Raw genomic sequence first — 15,173 nt, 5'->3', positions numbered from 1 at the left:
GGTGACAGTATGGTGGCCGGATTGATTTATGGAATTCAAAATAATTTGCCACCAGAAAAGATATTGAAATGGGGTGTGGCTTGCGGTGTGGCAACAACTATGAGTGAAGGAACAGGTTTGGCAACTAAAGAAAACATTGATCGTGTACTGAAATTGATGAAGTAAAATTTATTTTACAAAAAAACTAAAGCCATCGCTTAAAACTTTAAATATTTTCTTATTTTATTTAAAATGAACCCTGTATAAAAGCTCCACTTTAAAAATTGCGCCTTTTTCAAAATTAGTGTTTAATTGTGTTCGGTCATCACCAAAATATAGAGAACTCAGCGACAAATCCACTTTATCATCATTGTTGTATACTTTATATGTGCGGCTTATTGAATAACCAACCTTGGTTTTGGCATATAAAGATTTTCCAAGTTGAAATTGAAGATACGTATATAATTCGTTAGAGCTTCTCACAACATATTGTCCTCTAGGCGTGTAAATTGATTCATGTAAATTAAAACTAGAAGTCAATCCGTCGAAATTCATTCCCAAAGCTGTTTTTTTAGCCAGTTGATAATTAAAGTCAGCTTGTCCGGGCAACATTAAAGTCGATTCAAATTTATGGTTCGGGCTCAAATAATACAAGCCCAATAACGGCACAAAAAGTGGGCCATATTTTTCGGTATTGGCATAGAACCCAAATTTATATTTTAGGTTTTCATTTTTTTTGTAAGTGAATAATGATAATAATCCGAGCTGTAAATCTTCCTTAGTAATCGCTGTAAAATCTGAAGAAATGCTAGGCAGTAGGGCATAAGTTCCAGTCCATTTTTCAGAATAAACCTGATTTAATCCTATCTGTAGCCTAACTTTATTAAGAGCAGTATGATCTGGAAAATCTGGATCCAGTTTCAATCGGCTTTTGTCTGCAGACAATCCGGTCAATATAATTGTCTTTTCATTGAGCACTACCGGAAATGTCAAATTCAATCCAAATTCCTCAACTTTAGTTTGTTCCGAAGTGTTTTCAAAACTATTTAGAGGCGTATTCGCGTAGGAAAAACGTACAATATCAATATAATTTTGTGCATTGGCCGTGATCAAAACGAGTCCTAAAAAAAAACTTAATATGTACTTCATAATCTCAATTTATGAGTCCGAAGATACATGAAATAATATTACGATGAATTTTTTAAGTGACTGACTCCTGCTATTTAATAATTAGGCGTTTAACAAAAAAATGATTTGGCTTTTAACAGCAGGGTAGTGCAATTTAAAAATGAATTGGGATGTTCCTGAAACTAAGAAATTTTTCCATGGCAGAACCATAAAATTAAAGCGAATATATTTAGAATTAATCAATTTGTATTTCATAATATTGTTTGATTAACAAGCATCTAAAAAATTCAATAAAATTTAGTTATGGGCAAATTAAGAAGTCCGACTTTTCTCATCTTTTTAGCGTTTTTTTCTATTTATGTAATTTGGGGGTCAACGTATCTTTTAAATAAAATTGCGGTTACTGAATTGCCTCCTTTTATGCTGGCTTCTATTCGATTTATAACTGCAGGGATCTTAATTTTCATCATTGCCTATTTTATGGGAAGTAAATTAAGTGTTACCCGAAAACAATTGATTAATAGCATCATAGCCGGTTTTTTGTTCTTATCATTTGGAAATGGCGTCATTGTATGGGCTCTTAAATATGTTGACAGTAGTTTTGCAGCCCTTGAATCATCTGCACAACCACTGGTGGTGTTATTGTTAATGCGAATTTTAGAAGGAAAAAAAATAAAAGCAATGTCGGTTGTTGGTGTTGTTTTAGGAATGGTTGGAATTTTTCTTTTGGTGAGTCAAAAACAATTTATGAATCAGGAAGGAACATTGTTGGGAATGGTCATGATTTTTGTATGTATCATAAGTTGGGCGTATGGAAGTTTATTTGTTGTGAAAGCCGATCTTCCTCCAAACTTTTTTGTAAATACCGGCTACCAAATGTTAAGTGCAGGCATCACACTTTTAGTTGTTAGTTTATTATTGGGCGATGAATGGACCTATCCAACACAATGGAGCGGAAAAGTTCAGTTTTCTATGATTGCGCTTGTTTTATTTGGAAGCATTGTAGCATTCACCGCGTTTAATTATTTGTTAAGAACAGTGTCTCCAGAAAAAGTGGCGACTTCAACCTACGTAAACCCAGTTATTGCCATGGTTCTTGGGTGGTATTTTTTAGAAGAACAAATTACGACACAGTCTGTTATTGCAGCATCTGTGTTGTTAATAGGCGTTTATTTTATCAATACAAGGAAAAAAAGAGTTATGTTTTCACGGTTTTCAAGACGAATTAAACCTTAGAAATAGAAATTTTCTTAAAAATTATTAATTAATTTTGTGTATATGACAAATAGTAAAGACATGAATAGAAGGCCTATAATAGAAAAAGCAATAGTGTCTGAAAATATGAGCGAGATTGAAAAATTTCAGAACAAAACATTAAGGCCAATCATTAAAATGAAACATGAATTGCTGATTGCTTATTTTGAAAATTATTTGGCCAATAAAAAAATTGATTTCAAGAATTTAAGTGTCATAAAAAAGGCTGAAGTTACGAACCTGACATTTTTAAAAGACAATCAATTCCGAAATGAGTTAAAAGGAATTATCATTGGACATTTTACTTTAGAAGAATTTATTCTTTATAAAAACTTCTCTAAAGAATCAAATAAAAGAATTATAAACATGGTTAAAGAACGTCTTTTAAGCACTTTAATAAGTTAACCATATCCTTTCCTTTTATACTACCACAAAAAAATAAATCACAGCCAAAATTTTAAAACTATATTTGCAGCCTTAATGCTTCGGCAACGCTCAACACAAGTTTAGCCGATTTCAGCACAAGTTTTTTTATGATGCAAAAGAAGGAAATGGAAAATATCAAGACAATCACTCCTGAAGAAATTGAGAAATGTATTGCCGTATTGTCTCAATTGGTTACAAATACTGATCAGATTTTTGATATTGAGAAAGAACAAAGAACAGAACTTATAAAAGTTGCCGGTATGTTTTCCAGACCCGACAGGGATGAATTTGCACGCAGAAAAAAGGATGGTAAAAAAGTGGCGAAACGCAAGATGGCTGCCAAAGAAAAAAATGCCCGAAAAGAAACTGGCATCAGAAATGCCCGTGAAGCTTCAGTGTTTATTGCTCCTCTATTACTTCCAATGGCCGATTTGGAGCATAAAGAACCTCAGGAATTTGAGTCACACAAAAGCTGCTATGTTTGTAAAACGCCATTTATTAAAATGCATCATTTTTATGACAGCATGTGTTCGGATTGTGGCGATTTTAATTATGCCAAACGTTTTCAAACGGCAAATGTAGACGGACAAATAGCCGTAATTACAGGTTCTCGTTTAAAAATAGGATATCACATTACGTTAATGCTTTTGCGTGGCGGTGCAACCGTTGTTGCAACCACCCGTTTTCCGGTAGATTCAGCTTTGCGATTTTCAAAAGAAACTGATTTTGAGGAATGGGGGCAACGGTTAAAAATTCATGGGCTCGATTTAAGGCACATTCCAAGCGTGGAAATTTTTTGCAATTTTATTGAGCAAAAATATGGAAGACTTGATATTTTAATCAACAATGCGGCACAAACTGTGAGACGCCCTTCCGGATTTTATCAGCATTTGATGAAAAACGAAGAAACTCCAATAGCATCCTTACCAAAAAACACAAGAGATTTATTATTTGACCATTGGAGCTGTTTGCAAGAGTTAAATACATTAACTGCGGGAGCTTCATCCAATCAAAATATGCCGGTTACCTGGCATGGACCCGAACCGGGAATTGGGTTAAGGGCCTCTGCAAGGTTATCTCAAATTCCGTATAGTTTTGATAAAGAATTGGTTACCACTGAAGTATTTCCAACAGGAAAACTGGATGCAGATTTGCAACAGGTTGATTTAAGAAAAACGAACAGCTGGCGTTTAAAACTTGGCGAGATTGAAACCACTGAAATGATTGAGGTACAGCTGGTGAATTCTGTGGCGCCCTTTGTGTTGTGCAACCGCCTTTCTGAAGTGATGAAAAAGGACAATTCCGGACAAAAGCATATCATCAATGTTTCTGCTATGGAAGGAAAATTTTACCCGTCTTTCAAAGAAGATCGTCACCCTCATACCAATATGGCCAAGGCTGCATTAAATATGTTAACACATACTTCCTCAGGAACTTTAGCAAAAGACGGTATTTTTATGAATGCCGTAGATACCGGCTGGGTTACCGATGAAGATCCTGCTGAACTGGCAAAAATGAAAAAGGAACTGCATGATTTTCAGCCACCGCTTGATATTGTTGATGGTGCGGCACGTGTTATGGATCCGTTATTTGACGGTATCAATACAGGGAAACATTGGTGCGGAAAATTTTTAAAAGATTACAAACCGATAAGTTGGTAAAAGCTTAAAAAAATTATTAGGTCAGTTAATAAGAGCAAACTTTCTGTTTTTAAACAAATAAACAGTTACACAATTAAACTTTTTTTCATAAAAAGTCAATCACTTTTTTTAGGGCCGCTGTCACTACCTAATAATAAGGATAGCATTTTTAAACTTTCCGTACGGTCTGCAATTAATTTCACAATACTTATAAACGGTATGAATAAAATCATGCCAGCAGCTCCCCATAAAATACCACCGGCAACTATCACAACAATAATAGCCATCGTATTGATTTTTAATCTGTTTCCCACAGCAAAAGGAAATATAATATTAGCTTCTAGTATTTGAACAATGGTAAAAACCAGCACGACTCCCAATGGATACCAAAGAGAGTCGAAGGTTATCCACGAAATTGTAATCGGTATCAGCGAGGAGATGATAATTCCGGCATAGGGAATAAATGTTAATATTGAAGCAATAAAGCCGAACAAAAATGGATGTGGAATGCCTATAATAGCCAAACCAACACTATTTAAAATACCCACAATCAAATAAACCAGTAACATCCCCTTGATAAAATTGTAATAGGCATGAATTGTTTCAGCAAGAATTTCGCGAATGGTTTCGTTTTTACTGGATGGAAAAAGCATGTACAGCACATTTACGAGCATTTCGCGGTAATAAAGGATGAGGGCCGAAAAAACAGGAATTACAATGATAAAAAAAGTTGAAATAGACATTGAATAGAGCATATTTGCCAAAATTCCTAAAATTTGTGTTCTGGAACTGCTCATCAAATTTTTTGGTAAATCTGATAAACTATCTGTATTGATGCCATATTTTTCTTTTAGAAAAGCAAACAATTGCATTAAGGACTCTGAAAATTTAACCTTGAAGGTGGGCCATTCATGTAAAAATCCTCCAATTTGATAGAGTAGCAAGAAGGTAATTGCTCCAAGTAATAAGAAAACTATAGAGATTGATAAAAAAATACTAACTGTTTTATTGATTTTCTTTTTTTCAAACCACTTACAAATCGGATAAAGAATAAAACTGATAAGCATTGCAAAACTCAGCGGAATAAACAGCGTTTTTCCAAAATAAAGCACAACGGAAAGCAATACTGTAAATTGAAGAATTTCAAGTACAGAATATTTTCTGTTTGGAGGAAGAGGAACCAGTGTTTTTATAATTTGCACCATGAGTATTCGAATTTTAAAAGGTTCTGTACCGTGTTCAACGAGTTTAATCTTTTTTAAAAAGGTTAGCATAAAATTATAAAATGTTCTAAATCAATGCTTAGCGATTTTTTGTTTTAAAATTAACCACTCTAATTTAGTGATTTTTTAAATAATAATGGGCAGTTTTCAATTATATTTTCCACTCACAAACTCCTTCAAAAAACAACAAATAGGACGCGTAAATTAAAAGCTATTATAACTTGTAAGAAGCAATTGCAAATAATCACCTATAAAAAACCCTTAAAATGAAGAATATACTTTAATAAAATAAAAATGATGCCGTTAGCATGATCACTAATGCAATTGGCAAAACAAAAATTAAATAAATAAAAGTGACCATTCCTGTTTTAATAAAACTAATAAAATAACCTTGTCTATAAAATTGCTTTACAGCTATTAAGAGATAGATGTAAGATAAAGCTGTAACAACACCATTTATCCAGTCAGGTATTTTCCAAAATAAATTAACAAGCATAACAATGCCCATGACCGTAAATAAATAGGAGAAGTAATAAAAGCTAAATACCAGATGATGAGGAAAGTTTCCTCTTTTCCAATAGAATATTTTTAAAATAAACGCAAATATTGGAAGTAAAAAAAACAAGGCAATAGGAATACTGTCAAAAAGGGCTTGCATAATTCCCCCACCGCTATTTTTTTGAAATTTAAGTATTTGAGCGTAAAACCGTCGTTCTAAGAAACCGGCGTCATCATCCATTCCCATAGCCTTTAATAAATCTGCCTCAGGTGCACCGATGGCAATTAAGGAGTCTAATTTTTTATTATTGAAACCGAATTTTCCATGAACAATGTTATCAGGGGTTGTACTGGCTTTTATCATGGAATCCAATTCTTTTAATTCCTCATCATCCATACCTGTTATGATCTTCTGGTCGATTAAAGGCTTGGTAAGGTTTGTTACGGAAACAGAATCCAAGGTGTTTTCAGGAATAGAGTCGAACTTTAAAATTTGCTCATTTTCAAAACCTTTCTTCAAAACATTATCGACTTGTTGGGTGTATTCACGGGCTTGAAAAGAAAACAAAAAGAAGAAAACTACGGAAGTAAATAAATAGTATTGGGCAGGATGCAGGTATAACAAACGTTTCCCCTCAACAAACTTTTTTGCCAAATAACCTGGAAGAAACAATAGCGGAAAGAAGCTCTTTAAAAATCGGGCATCAACTGAAAAATAATTGCTTATTGTGTTATAAAATAAAACACCCATGGTAAGGTCGTCTTTTGCCTTTTGGCCACAATATGGGCAAAACTGAAATGATTCCTGAAATTCTTGTTCACAGTTTTTGCATATTGTTTTATTGTTTTCCATGGCAATTTAAGTTGAGGAAATAAAAATACTAAAAATTAAGCCAATATCTTTCAGTTCATTTAAAATATTTCAATAAGTTCTTGAACCATTAATATTTAAAAGAAATGTTAATGGTATATTGTTGTTTCTAGTGAACAAAAATAATATATTTGGGTTAAATAATTTTTTCCTTAGGCTTAGCTATTTTAACGAGTTAAATCTATATATAATATTTAAATTTCATGAAAAACAAACAAGCATTATTGCAACCATACAATAAAAATGGATTAGACTTAAAAAACAGGGTTGTAATGGCTCCAATGACCAGGAGCAGGGCCGATAACCCGGAATTTAAACCTACAGAAGCGCTGCAGGCTGCTTATTATGAACAACGGGCATCTGCAGGGTTAATTATTACAGAAGGCGCCCAGATTTCTGAAATGGCTGTCGGTTATATAAATACACCCGGAATTTATTCAAAAGCACAAGTGGAAAGCTGGAAAAAAGTCACCGAACGCGTTCATGCGAAAGGAGGGAAGATCTTTATACAATTGTGGCATGTGGGAAGAATTTCTCACCCTGATTTTCACCATGGAGAATTGCCTTTGGCACCATCGGCTATCAATCCGAACAGCAAATCTTTTACACCACAAGGATTTAAGGACACGGTTACCCCAAAAGTGATGACATTGGAAGATATTCAAACAACCATCAACGATTTTAGAAAAGCTGCAAAAAATGCTGTTGAAGCTGGCTTTGATGGGGTGGAGATTCATTCATCTAATGGTTATTTGTTCCATCAGTTCTTTAATAATTGTTCAAATCAACGAACCGACGCTTATGGCGGAAGCATTGAAAATAAGACAAGATTCTTTTTTGAAGTGTTGGAGGCGGTTAAAAAAGAAATCCCAGAAAATAAAATAGGGGTGAGATTCAATCCTTCGATGCACAATTTGCACGGAATTATGGTTGACGAAGAAACCATTCCAACCTTTGATTATATCATTAAAAAACTAAATGATTATCAGTTGGCCTATGTTCATTTATCTGAGCCTTTTACAGATGTTTCTGAGGTACCTTTTGCCGAAAAAGAAATCGCAAAACATTTTAGACCATTATATCATGGAACACTAATGATTAACGGCGGATTTACTCAAGAAACAGGAAATGCTGTTATTGAACGTGGAGAGGCTGATTTGGTGGCGTTTGGAAAGCTTTTTATTTCAAATCCGGATTTGGTGGAACGCTTTGAAAATAATCTGGCATTAACCGATTGGGACCAGGAAACGTTTTATACGCCCGGTATAAAAGGGTATTTGGATTATGAACCAAGTAAATTATAATTAATAAAACTAAATCAAGTAAAATAGCGCCTTTATGGCGCTATTTTTATGTTTATTAAATTGCTTTTAGCGATAGTTAAGTATGATTATTAAAGGCGAATTACAATTTTAATTTATTAACTTCTTCTTCATGTTTATTAAAAATTTCGGCAATCAGAAGGTGTTTCTCTGAAAAAGCTTTGTTTAAAGAATCCAGAAATTTTTCAAGTTCCTTATCAGGGTAATTAAATAAATCTACCTGTAGGTGACCAATTTTTACCACCAAACTTTCTGTGGAATTTTTAATGTCTTCTATTTTTCTTAAAATTTCTTCTTTGATTTCAATATTTCCTTTTTCCATGATATATGTTTTTTATTTTTATTTTTTTGAAGAATAATAGCTGCAGCTATTATCTAAATTATTTAAAGTTACAAATAATATTATTGAAAACAATAATTATTCAATACAAATATGCACTCAAAACCAACAGTTTACATTACATAATTTTTAATAAAATTTGCATAATTCACACATGATGCTTCCTTTTATACTGAGATTTAGAAATAATTAAGATGCTAGGAACCCTTTAAAATAGCGCCAATTGGCACTATTTTAAAGGGTTCCTAATCAATTATAACCGCAATGCTGATTTGTCAGCAATTATTAATTTAACTTACTTCTGTTTTTAGTAGGATAACTTTTTGGGTCTATAGAAGTAGCGGTCCAATTATTAAAAAATTCCAGAACTTCTTTGGTTGAATACCCTTTACCTTCTTCTAAATAAACGCTACTTTGGGTATGCAATCTATTTCCCTTAGCATCTAATACTACAAATACCGGAAAACCGAAGCGTTGAGGATAGCCAAGACCGGCCAACAGTTCTTCGTTCCAGTTTTCTTTAGAATAATTAAGATGATAGGTGATGTATTTATTTGTTAAAATACTTTTTAAAGTGTCATTTCCAGTTACCTTTTTATCAAATGCAACACACCATTTACACCAGTTTCCACCAATTTGCAACAGCACATGTTTTCCTTCAGCATTTGCTTTTGTTACAATGTTTTGAATATCCATTTTAGCATCTGCTTCAGGATTGTATAATTTAACTTCTGTTGTCTGAGCATTTAAGTCAATCATCAATAGTGTGATTAAAATAAGCAAGATTATTTTTTTCATTTGATAAAATTTTAGAGCCAAAAATAGGATAAATTTTTCACTCAAAAAATTTACTTATAACAGAATATTTTAATATCCTGTATGTCGTCAAACAAATCTGAACTTTTTTGCTTTCTCATTAATTTTTGTGGTGTTAATTTTAGTTTTTTCGGCTATATACATTGGTATAGGTTAAAAAAATAATATTTCATAGCCATTTAACCGCTAATATCTATTTATAATTTTCATTTTATTAGCGACTTTAATTATTTAAAGTAACTGTTAATTTTTTAGTGTTTCTTTAAATTTAAACATAAACTGATGCGTTACTTATGCAATGTTAATGGATACTTATTATACTGATAAAAGAAAGGAGGGAAGTCTTTTGAGCATTTCTAAATTGATATATCTCATTGTCTCATTCTTTATCATAACATAATTTAATACATCAAAAAAAGACCTGACGGGAGATGGTGAAATAAATTCAACAAATACTGTCAGGTCTATAAATAAGATATATTAAATTTTATTCTTTGATATCAACTACTTCAAGATCAAAAGTAAGTTCTTTACCAGCTAATGGATGGTTACCATCTATGATGATAGTTTCCTCTTTAACTTCAACTATTACCAAATTCATTTCCTGTCCATCTTCAGATTTAGATATAAGCCCCATTCCAACTTCTGGTGTCATATCAGGTGGAAGTTGACTTTTTTGAACTTCTTGAATTAGTCCTTCGTGTGGTTCACCATAGGCTTCCTCTTTTGAAATAGTAATTGTTTTTTTCTCATTTAATTTCATATCGATGAGTCCTTTTTCAAAACCTGGAATCAATCGTCCTTGTCCTAAAGTAAACTCTAAAGGTTCTTTTCCCTCTGAACTATCAAAAATCTGACCATCTGATAATTTTCCAATGTAATGTACCTTAACCGTGTTGTTCTCTTTAACTTGAATCATAAAATCACTTTTTAATTTTAAAAATACGTTTTGCATAATTTTTACGCGCTGTGTATTTAATTTAACTTCGTTTTTTAAATGTGCCAAAACCAAGCCAAAAACCGGAAATGATTTTAAAATAGGCTCATTTGGCAAGTATTCTGTATAAAAATAGCGCTTCATCCTTTTACTCATGGGTACTACCTGTTTTTATTAAAATGTTCAAATATTTATGAATGCCATCATTAAAATCGGTAATTATGTCAGTTGCCCTTAAAAATTCAGATAACAAATTACATTAATAGAACACTTTATACGAAACGACGCAGGAGGGAAGTGAAAGCTTTATGTTCAAAAATTCCTTTTAGTTGCTGTTTGTCGTAAGCTTAAATAGTTTTGCTTGCTCAAGTATTTGTAAAGTTACTTCAACAATGTTGTACAATAAAATATATTGCATTTGTGTGGCCTCTTTACTGGTGGTTAGTAATTGTGCGCTAATTTCTTCAAAAGCACCTTCAATATTTTCTATTTTGCTGTTATTTTGAGTTGTTAACCAGTTAAATGCTTCATCTAAAGCTTTTAAAATATGATCTTCAAACGCTAACATATCTAAAGTATCTTTATGGTGCCGATTTCTATGAGCTCCTAATGCCGATAAGTACGAAAGTAAAGCGTGGTTTAAGTAGGTTAATGTAAAGGCCTTATTTTTCAGTTGTTGCTGTTTTTGTGGATCTAATTGCATGTTTTGCCAAGCCATTACCAAATCATTATCGGCTAAATGAGCTTCTCTTCTTGCAATTCTATAAGTTAAATCATCTGTTGTTGGTTTATGATACTCATTTAAGATGGCTTTAAAATAAGCTGTATTTTTAAGTATGGCTTCACTTAATAAACCCGGTAATTTTTTGTATTGCCACTCTGGCCATAAAAACCTGACGACTATAAACGAAATAAATGCTCCTATTAAAGTATCTATTAAACGCGGTGCCATGACATCTACTCCTTTATTGGCTATAATATTAAATGCACATAACACAAAAATGGTAACAAAAATAACGCCTATTGAATAACGGCGTTTCATCCAGATTAAAAATAAATAGGCCGATGTAAGCATTAATACTATTTGCCCTGAAAAAGTGAACAGTCTGATAATTAAAATCCCAATAACTACGCCTGCTAAAGTTCCTATGGTTCTTTGTAATAACCGCCTTCTTGTTTCACTATAGCTGGGCTGTAACACAAATAAAATGGTAAGCAGAATCCATTCTCCTTTTGCTATATGAAAATACTCTGATAATGTATAACCAATTAAAAAAGAAACACTTAATCTTAAAGCATAACGCATTCTTGGGTGATTTATGTGTAACTGTACTTTTAATCGCTCAAAATAGGTACGGGTATCTTTTTCTAATTCTGGCAGTAAATTTGTATCATAATTTTTATAAATGCTTTTTAATGTTTTATGGGACTGACTTAAATTACGAATCAATAATTTGATGGGATGCGCAGCTTTCAACTCATTATTTTGTAACATACCATTGATTGTTTTAACCAACCAGTCTAAAGCCATAGGATGCTTATAGGGAACTCCTGTAAGTAAACTTTCTGCAAAATTTTGAGTTGCATATGACAGTTCATGCAGTAATTGACGAATACCTCCAATTAATTGACTATTTAAAGGGTTGGCACTTAATAAATCATAGCGTTCATGACTCGATGCCGCTCGTTCATGTAAACTTTGCAACACCATAAAATAATGTAAATAAGGTTTTAATGGTTGCTGATTTGTAAGAGATTCTCCATAACTGTTTAAAACTCCTTTACACCTTTCCAATGCTTCAACAGTCTGTACGTTTAATAAAGCCAGTTTTGCTCTTATTTCTTTTTCTGCATGCTCATCGCTCGGGAAAAGTTTTGATTTTTCATTTAAATATAAGGATAGCGCTGAAAACCCTCTGGACAATTGTTCTTCTAAAAGACTATAGGGTTTTAAAAGCAATAACAGGTAGGAGAAAATACCATAAATTAAAGCTCCTGATATCAATAAAACAGGTTGTATGTACCAGTTAGGACTTATTTCCACCCCAATCATCGTATAAATTCCAACCAATAAAGCTCCGAATGTCACCCCTCTAAAACGTTCACTTACACCTCCTATTAAAATAAAAACAATTGTTGATAAAGCAAGTCCAATAGCTAATATTATTGGGTATGGCTGCAACAATTCTACAGAAAAACTTGATATTGCAAAACCTAAAATTTTTAAAGCCATAGACTTTAAACGTCCATTGGGATGATCATCAGTTTCAGAAAGGGCTCCTGCAAGGGCACCTAAACCTAAAGTTACCGCGTAAAAAGGAAATCCAAGACTCACCGTTAAAATAACAAGCGTTCCTATTACTGTTGTTGCCTTAAAAGCCAATAATCTGTTTGGATTGCTTAAAAAATTATTTCTAAAAGAGTTGTACCATGGTATTTGTTTTAAGTTGAAAGAAAATTGCTTCATTTTTAAGGTATATACTTACGATATTACAATGGAACCACAAAAGTAAACAATAGCAATATATAACTAATAGTAATTAAACCTTTCTATTACAGCTAACCTTTTCTTTTTATGAAAAATTTTACCAAAAAGTTACTTCTGCAATGTTAATAGAGCACTTATTAAAATGACTAACGAAAGGAGGGAAGTGTCGTGTGGAATGAATTAATGATATAAAGATTAAAATTAATTTATATATTTACCGTTGATGCAAAAACACATTCAAATAAAATCTTTGTTTTTTCTGGGCATATTTAGCCTGTTGCTTTTGCATCAGGTTGCACCACATCTGCATCACCAATACGAAGTTGCGCACACGCATAAAGCTATTGCACATAGTGATAATCATAAGCATCACCATGATACCCCAAAAAATAAAAACACTAAAAAGGGATTTTTAGCGTTTTTCTTGGATGTACACGTTCATTCAGTAATAGTCGATGAAATAGTGCTAAGGCATCAAGGAAATATAAAAAAACACAATGTTCAAAAGAATGTAAAAATACCATTTCAACTTTATTATAACTTATCTGTAAACTATGATGATGTTGAAAGGGTTGCTGTTTATCAACCTCCTAATAACTATTTTAATCCTTTTCTTTTATCCCTCACTTCACGAGGTCCACCAACTATAGGTTAATCTTACAGGAATAGCTTATACTGGCATATCTAAATATGCGGTAATATTTCTCATTAAAAATTCAGATTAAATCTAAAATTACAAACAATGAATAAAACAATCGTATTCGTTATTTTCGGATGCCTCTTTTTTATTAATGGTTTTTCACAAACCAAAAGTATCGATGAACTACTTAATGAAATAGAACAGAATAATACAGAACTAAAAGGCTACCAGTCTTTTATTGAAAGTCGTCAACTTGAAAATAAGAGTGATAACAATTTGCCAGATCCTGAACTATCTGGGTATTATTTACCGTATGGAGATAATACCACGGAAACATACTTAGAGTATCAAATTTCGCAATCTTTTGAATTTCCTTCAGTATATGCAGTACGCGGAAAGTGGAATGATTTAAAAGCACAACAGCTTCAAACAACTTATGCGAAAAAAAGGCAAGAGCTTTTGCTTAATGCAAAAACACTTCTTATAGCTATCGCTTTCCTTCAAAAACAAAAGCATATTGAAAATGAAAGAAGAACCCAAAATAAACAGGTTTTCAACCAAATTCAAGCGTTATTTAATAAGGAGCAAGTAGGGATTTTAGATTTGAACAAAGCAAAAATTGCCTGGATTCAAGAGCAATTTGTAGTTGAGCAGATTAAAAGCGACATCCAGATTCTTAATGCTAAACTTGAAACTCTAAATGGAGGAAAAGCAATAGAAGTGCTTACATCCGAAATTATATTACCCATTGAAATTGAAACAGCAGAAAATCTTTGGCAAGAAAAATCAGCAAAAGAGCCTTCATTGCTGGAATTAAAGGCGAGTGAGGCTGCTTCATTTCAAAAAGTAAAATTGGAGAAAAATATGATTTTACCCAATGTAGCTTTAGGATATAATTATCAAGGTGTTAGTGGCAGTAATTATTCAGGTTTTTATGGAGGTCTTACTATTCCATTATGGAATAGTAAAAATAAAGTAAAAGCTGCTCAAGCAAATTATGAGTATCAGCAATCCAATAATGAAGTAATGACTACGATGCTTTACACGCAATTTCAAGAAACCTTTAATCGCTATCAATTGATGCTCGAAAAATATAATGAGTATCAACACACGATGACAGGATTAAATAGTGAAAAATTGCTATTTAAAGCCTATATGTTAGGCGAGTATTCATTTATGGATTACTATGTAGAGCTTCAGTTTTACCGAAATGCATCAGATAAAATGCTGCAAATGGAAAAAGAATTACAACTGCTTCAGGCACAATTATTAAAACATCAATTATAACATTTAAAACATAAACAGATGAAAATTTCAAAATTATTATTCGCAATTGCAACAGTTTCAATTTTTACACTAACATCCTGTAAAGACACAAAATCTAAATCAGAAACTACAGAAGAGCACGGTCACGAACACGATGCTGATGGAAATCATATGCACGATGAAACCGTTGAGCAAGAAGAATTTACGGTTGAAAAAGATTCTTTACAAATTAAAGAAGAGACCCATTCACACGATAATAGTGAAGAGCAACACAAACACTAAAAAATAAATAGAGATAAAAGATGAAACATCCATAACTAAAATCATAATTACATAAGTGAATCA

Annotated in this window: 15 protein-coding genes; 8 read left to right on the top strand and 7 right to left on the bottom strand. The window is 32.5% G+C overall.

Translation table 11 applies throughout. The annotated features are described in order from the left end of the window. Positions 1–9: 9 nt before the first annotated feature. The gene (locus ABY285_RS05525; RefSeq protein WP_372767866.1) at positions 10–165 is read left to right on the top strand and encodes a hypothetical protein; all 156 of its coding nucleotides are present in this window, start codon (positions 10–12) and stop codon (positions 163–165) included. Positions 166–222: 57 nt separating this feature from the next. Here ABY285_RS05525 and ABY285_RS05520 read toward each other — a convergent pair whose 3' ends face one another. After that, positions 223–1,128 (bottom strand): DUF6268 family outer membrane beta-barrel protein, encoded by a 906-nt coding sequence (locus ABY285_RS05520; protein WP_372767860.1) that lies wholly within the window; start codon positions 1,126–1,128, stop codon positions 223–225. Between the two features lie 282 nt (positions 1,129–1,410). Between ABY285_RS05520 and ABY285_RS05515 the strand changes: the two genes are divergently transcribed. From ABY285_RS05515 to ABY285_RS05505, 3 genes are all read left to right on the top strand, one after another. Beyond that, positions 1,411–2,343, top strand: coding sequence for an EamA family transporter (locus ABY285_RS05515; RefSeq protein ID WP_372767858.1), 933 nt, complete (start codon positions 1,411–1,413; stop codon positions 2,341–2,343). 42 nt (positions 2,344–2,385) lie between these two features. Continuing rightward, complete coding sequence (locus ABY285_RS05510) at positions 2,386–2,766, top strand: glyoxalase (protein WP_372767856.1); 381 nt, start codon at positions 2,386–2,388, stop codon at positions 2,764–2,766. Between the two features lie 131 nt (positions 2,767–2,897). Continuing rightward, positions 2,898–4,448: an SDR family oxidoreductase gene (locus ABY285_RS05505; protein ID WP_372767864.1), complete on the top strand. Its 1,551-nt coding sequence runs from the start codon at positions 2,898–2,900 to the stop codon at positions 4,446–4,448. A 95-nt stretch (positions 4,449–4,543) separates the two neighbouring features. Here the strand turns inward: ABY285_RS05505 and ABY285_RS05500 are convergent, their stop codons facing one another. After that, complete coding sequence (locus ABY285_RS05500; protein ID WP_372767854.1) at positions 4,544–5,632, bottom strand: AI-2E family transporter; 1,089 nt, start codon at positions 5,630–5,632, stop codon at positions 4,544–4,546. A 298-nt stretch (positions 5,633–5,930) separates the two neighbouring features. Continuing rightward, the gene (locus tag ABY285_RS05495; protein WP_372767852.1) at positions 5,931–7,001 is read right to left on the bottom strand and encodes a DUF3667 domain-containing protein; all 1,071 of its coding nucleotides are present in this window, start codon (positions 6,999–7,001) and stop codon (positions 5,931–5,933) included. Positions 7,002–7,222: 221 nt separating this feature from the next. Between ABY285_RS05495 and ABY285_RS05490 the strand changes: the two genes are divergently transcribed. After that, positions 7,223–8,323, top strand: a complete 1,101-nt coding sequence (locus tag ABY285_RS05490) for an alkene reductase (RefSeq protein WP_372767850.1) — start codon at positions 7,223–7,225, stop codon at positions 8,321–8,323. 100 nt (positions 8,324–8,423) lie between these two features. On the opposite strand, the gene ABY285_RS05485 is transcribed toward ABY285_RS05490, so the two are convergent. From ABY285_RS05485 to yccS, 4 genes are all read right to left on the bottom strand, one after another. Then, the gene (locus ABY285_RS05485; protein WP_372767848.1) at positions 8,424–8,663 is read right to left on the bottom strand and encodes a hypothetical protein; all 240 of its coding nucleotides are present in this window, start codon (positions 8,661–8,663) and stop codon (positions 8,424–8,426) included. A 303-nt stretch (positions 8,664–8,966) separates the two neighbouring features. Beyond that, positions 8,967–9,479, bottom strand: coding sequence for a thioredoxin family protein (locus tag ABY285_RS05480; protein ID WP_372767846.1), 513 nt, complete (start codon positions 9,477–9,479; stop codon positions 8,967–8,969). A gap of 505 nt (positions 9,480–9,984) precedes the next feature. Continuing rightward, positions 9,985–10,416: a peptidylprolyl isomerase gene (locus ABY285_RS05475; protein ID WP_372767862.1), complete on the bottom strand. Its 432-nt coding sequence runs from the start codon at positions 10,414–10,416 to the stop codon at positions 9,985–9,987. A gap of 343 nt (positions 10,417–10,759) precedes the next feature. Continuing rightward, a complete protein-coding gene (gene yccS / locus ABY285_RS05470) occupies positions 10,760–12,901 on the bottom strand; it encodes a YccS family putative transporter (RefSeq protein ID WP_372767844.1) in 2,142 nt (713 codons plus the stop codon). A gap of 244 nt (positions 12,902–13,145) precedes the next feature. On the opposite strand from yccS, the gene ABY285_RS05465 reads away from it, so the two are divergent. From ABY285_RS05465 to ABY285_RS05455, 3 genes are all read left to right on the top strand, one after another. Then, entirely contained in the window at positions 13,146–13,577 is a 432-nt protein-coding gene (locus ABY285_RS05465; protein ID WP_372767842.1) for a hypothetical protein, read from the top strand. A gap of 87 nt (positions 13,578–13,664) precedes the next feature. Continuing rightward, positions 13,665–14,849, top strand: coding sequence for a TolC family protein (locus tag ABY285_RS05460; protein WP_372767840.1), 1,185 nt, complete (start codon positions 13,665–13,667; stop codon positions 14,847–14,849). An 18-nt stretch (positions 14,850–14,867) separates the two neighbouring features. Continuing rightward, positions 14,868–15,110 carry a hypothetical protein gene (locus tag ABY285_RS05455; RefSeq protein ID WP_372767838.1) on the top strand — a complete coding sequence of 81 codons (243 nt, stop codon included), beginning with the start codon at positions 14,868–14,870 and terminating at the stop codon, positions 15,108–15,110. The last annotated feature ends 63 nt before the right edge of the window (positions 15,111–15,173 follow it).

The sequence above is a fragment of the Lutibacter sp. genome (assembly GCF_041555395.1).
In the GTDB taxonomy this organism is placed as follows: Bacteria; Bacteroidota; Bacteroidia; order Flavobacteriales; family Flavobacteriaceae; genus Lutibacter.
This window is presented reverse-complemented; position numbering and strand designations above follow the sequence as displayed.

What these genes read in the sequence shown, in the direction of transcription:
- ABY285_RS05525 (WP_372767866.1), top strand. Translation starts at nt 10, where the DNA reads ATGGTGGCCGGATTGATTTATGGAATTCAAAATAATTTGCCACCAGAA.
- ABY285_RS05520 (WP_372767860.1), bottom strand. Translation starts at nt 1,128, where the DNA reads ATGAAGTACATATTAAGTTTTTTTTTAGGACTCGTTTTGATCACGGCC.
- ABY285_RS05515 (WP_372767858.1), top strand. Translation starts at nt 1,411, where the DNA reads ATGGGCAAATTAAGAAGTCCGACTTTTCTCATCTTTTTAGCGTTTTTT.
- ABY285_RS05510 (WP_372767856.1), top strand. Translation starts at nt 2,386, where the DNA reads ATGACAAATAGTAAAGACATGAATAGAAGGCCTATAATAGAAAAAGCA.
- ABY285_RS05505 (WP_372767864.1), top strand. Translation starts at nt 2,898, where the DNA reads ATGCAAAAGAAGGAAATGGAAAATATCAAGACAATCACTCCTGAAGAA.
- ABY285_RS05500 (WP_372767854.1), bottom strand. Translation starts at nt 5,632, where the DNA reads ATGGTGCAAATTATAAAAACACTGGTTCCTCTTCCTCCAAACAGAAAA.
- ABY285_RS05495 (WP_372767852.1), bottom strand. Translation starts at nt 7,001, where the DNA reads ATGGAAAACAATAAAACAATATGCAAAAACTGTGAACAAGAATTTCAG.
- ABY285_RS05490 (WP_372767850.1), top strand. Translation starts at nt 7,223, where the DNA reads ATGAAAAACAAACAAGCATTATTGCAACCATACAATAAAAATGGATTA.
- ABY285_RS05485 (WP_372767848.1), bottom strand. Translation starts at nt 8,663, where the DNA reads ATGGAAAAAGGAAATATTGAAATCAAAGAAGAAATTTTAAGAAAAATA.
- ABY285_RS05480 (WP_372767846.1), bottom strand. Translation starts at nt 9,479, where the DNA reads ATGAAAAAAATAATCTTGCTTATTTTAATCACACTATTGATGATTGAC.
- ABY285_RS05475 (WP_372767862.1), bottom strand. Translation starts at nt 10,416, where the DNA reads ATGATTCAAGTTAAAGAGAACAACACGGTTAAGGTACATTACATTGGA.
- yccS (WP_372767844.1), bottom strand. Translation starts at nt 12,901, where the DNA reads ATGAAGCAATTTTCTTTCAACTTAAAACAAATACCATGGTACAACTCT.
- ABY285_RS05465 (WP_372767842.1), top strand. Translation starts at nt 13,146, where the DNA reads ATGCAAAAACACATTCAAATAAAATCTTTGTTTTTTCTGGGCATATTT.
- ABY285_RS05460 (WP_372767840.1), top strand. Translation starts at nt 13,665, where the DNA reads ATGAATAAAACAATCGTATTCGTTATTTTCGGATGCCTCTTTTTTATT.
- ABY285_RS05455 (WP_372767838.1), top strand. Translation starts at nt 14,868, where the DNA reads ATGAAAATTTCAAAATTATTATTCGCAATTGCAACAGTTTCAATTTTT.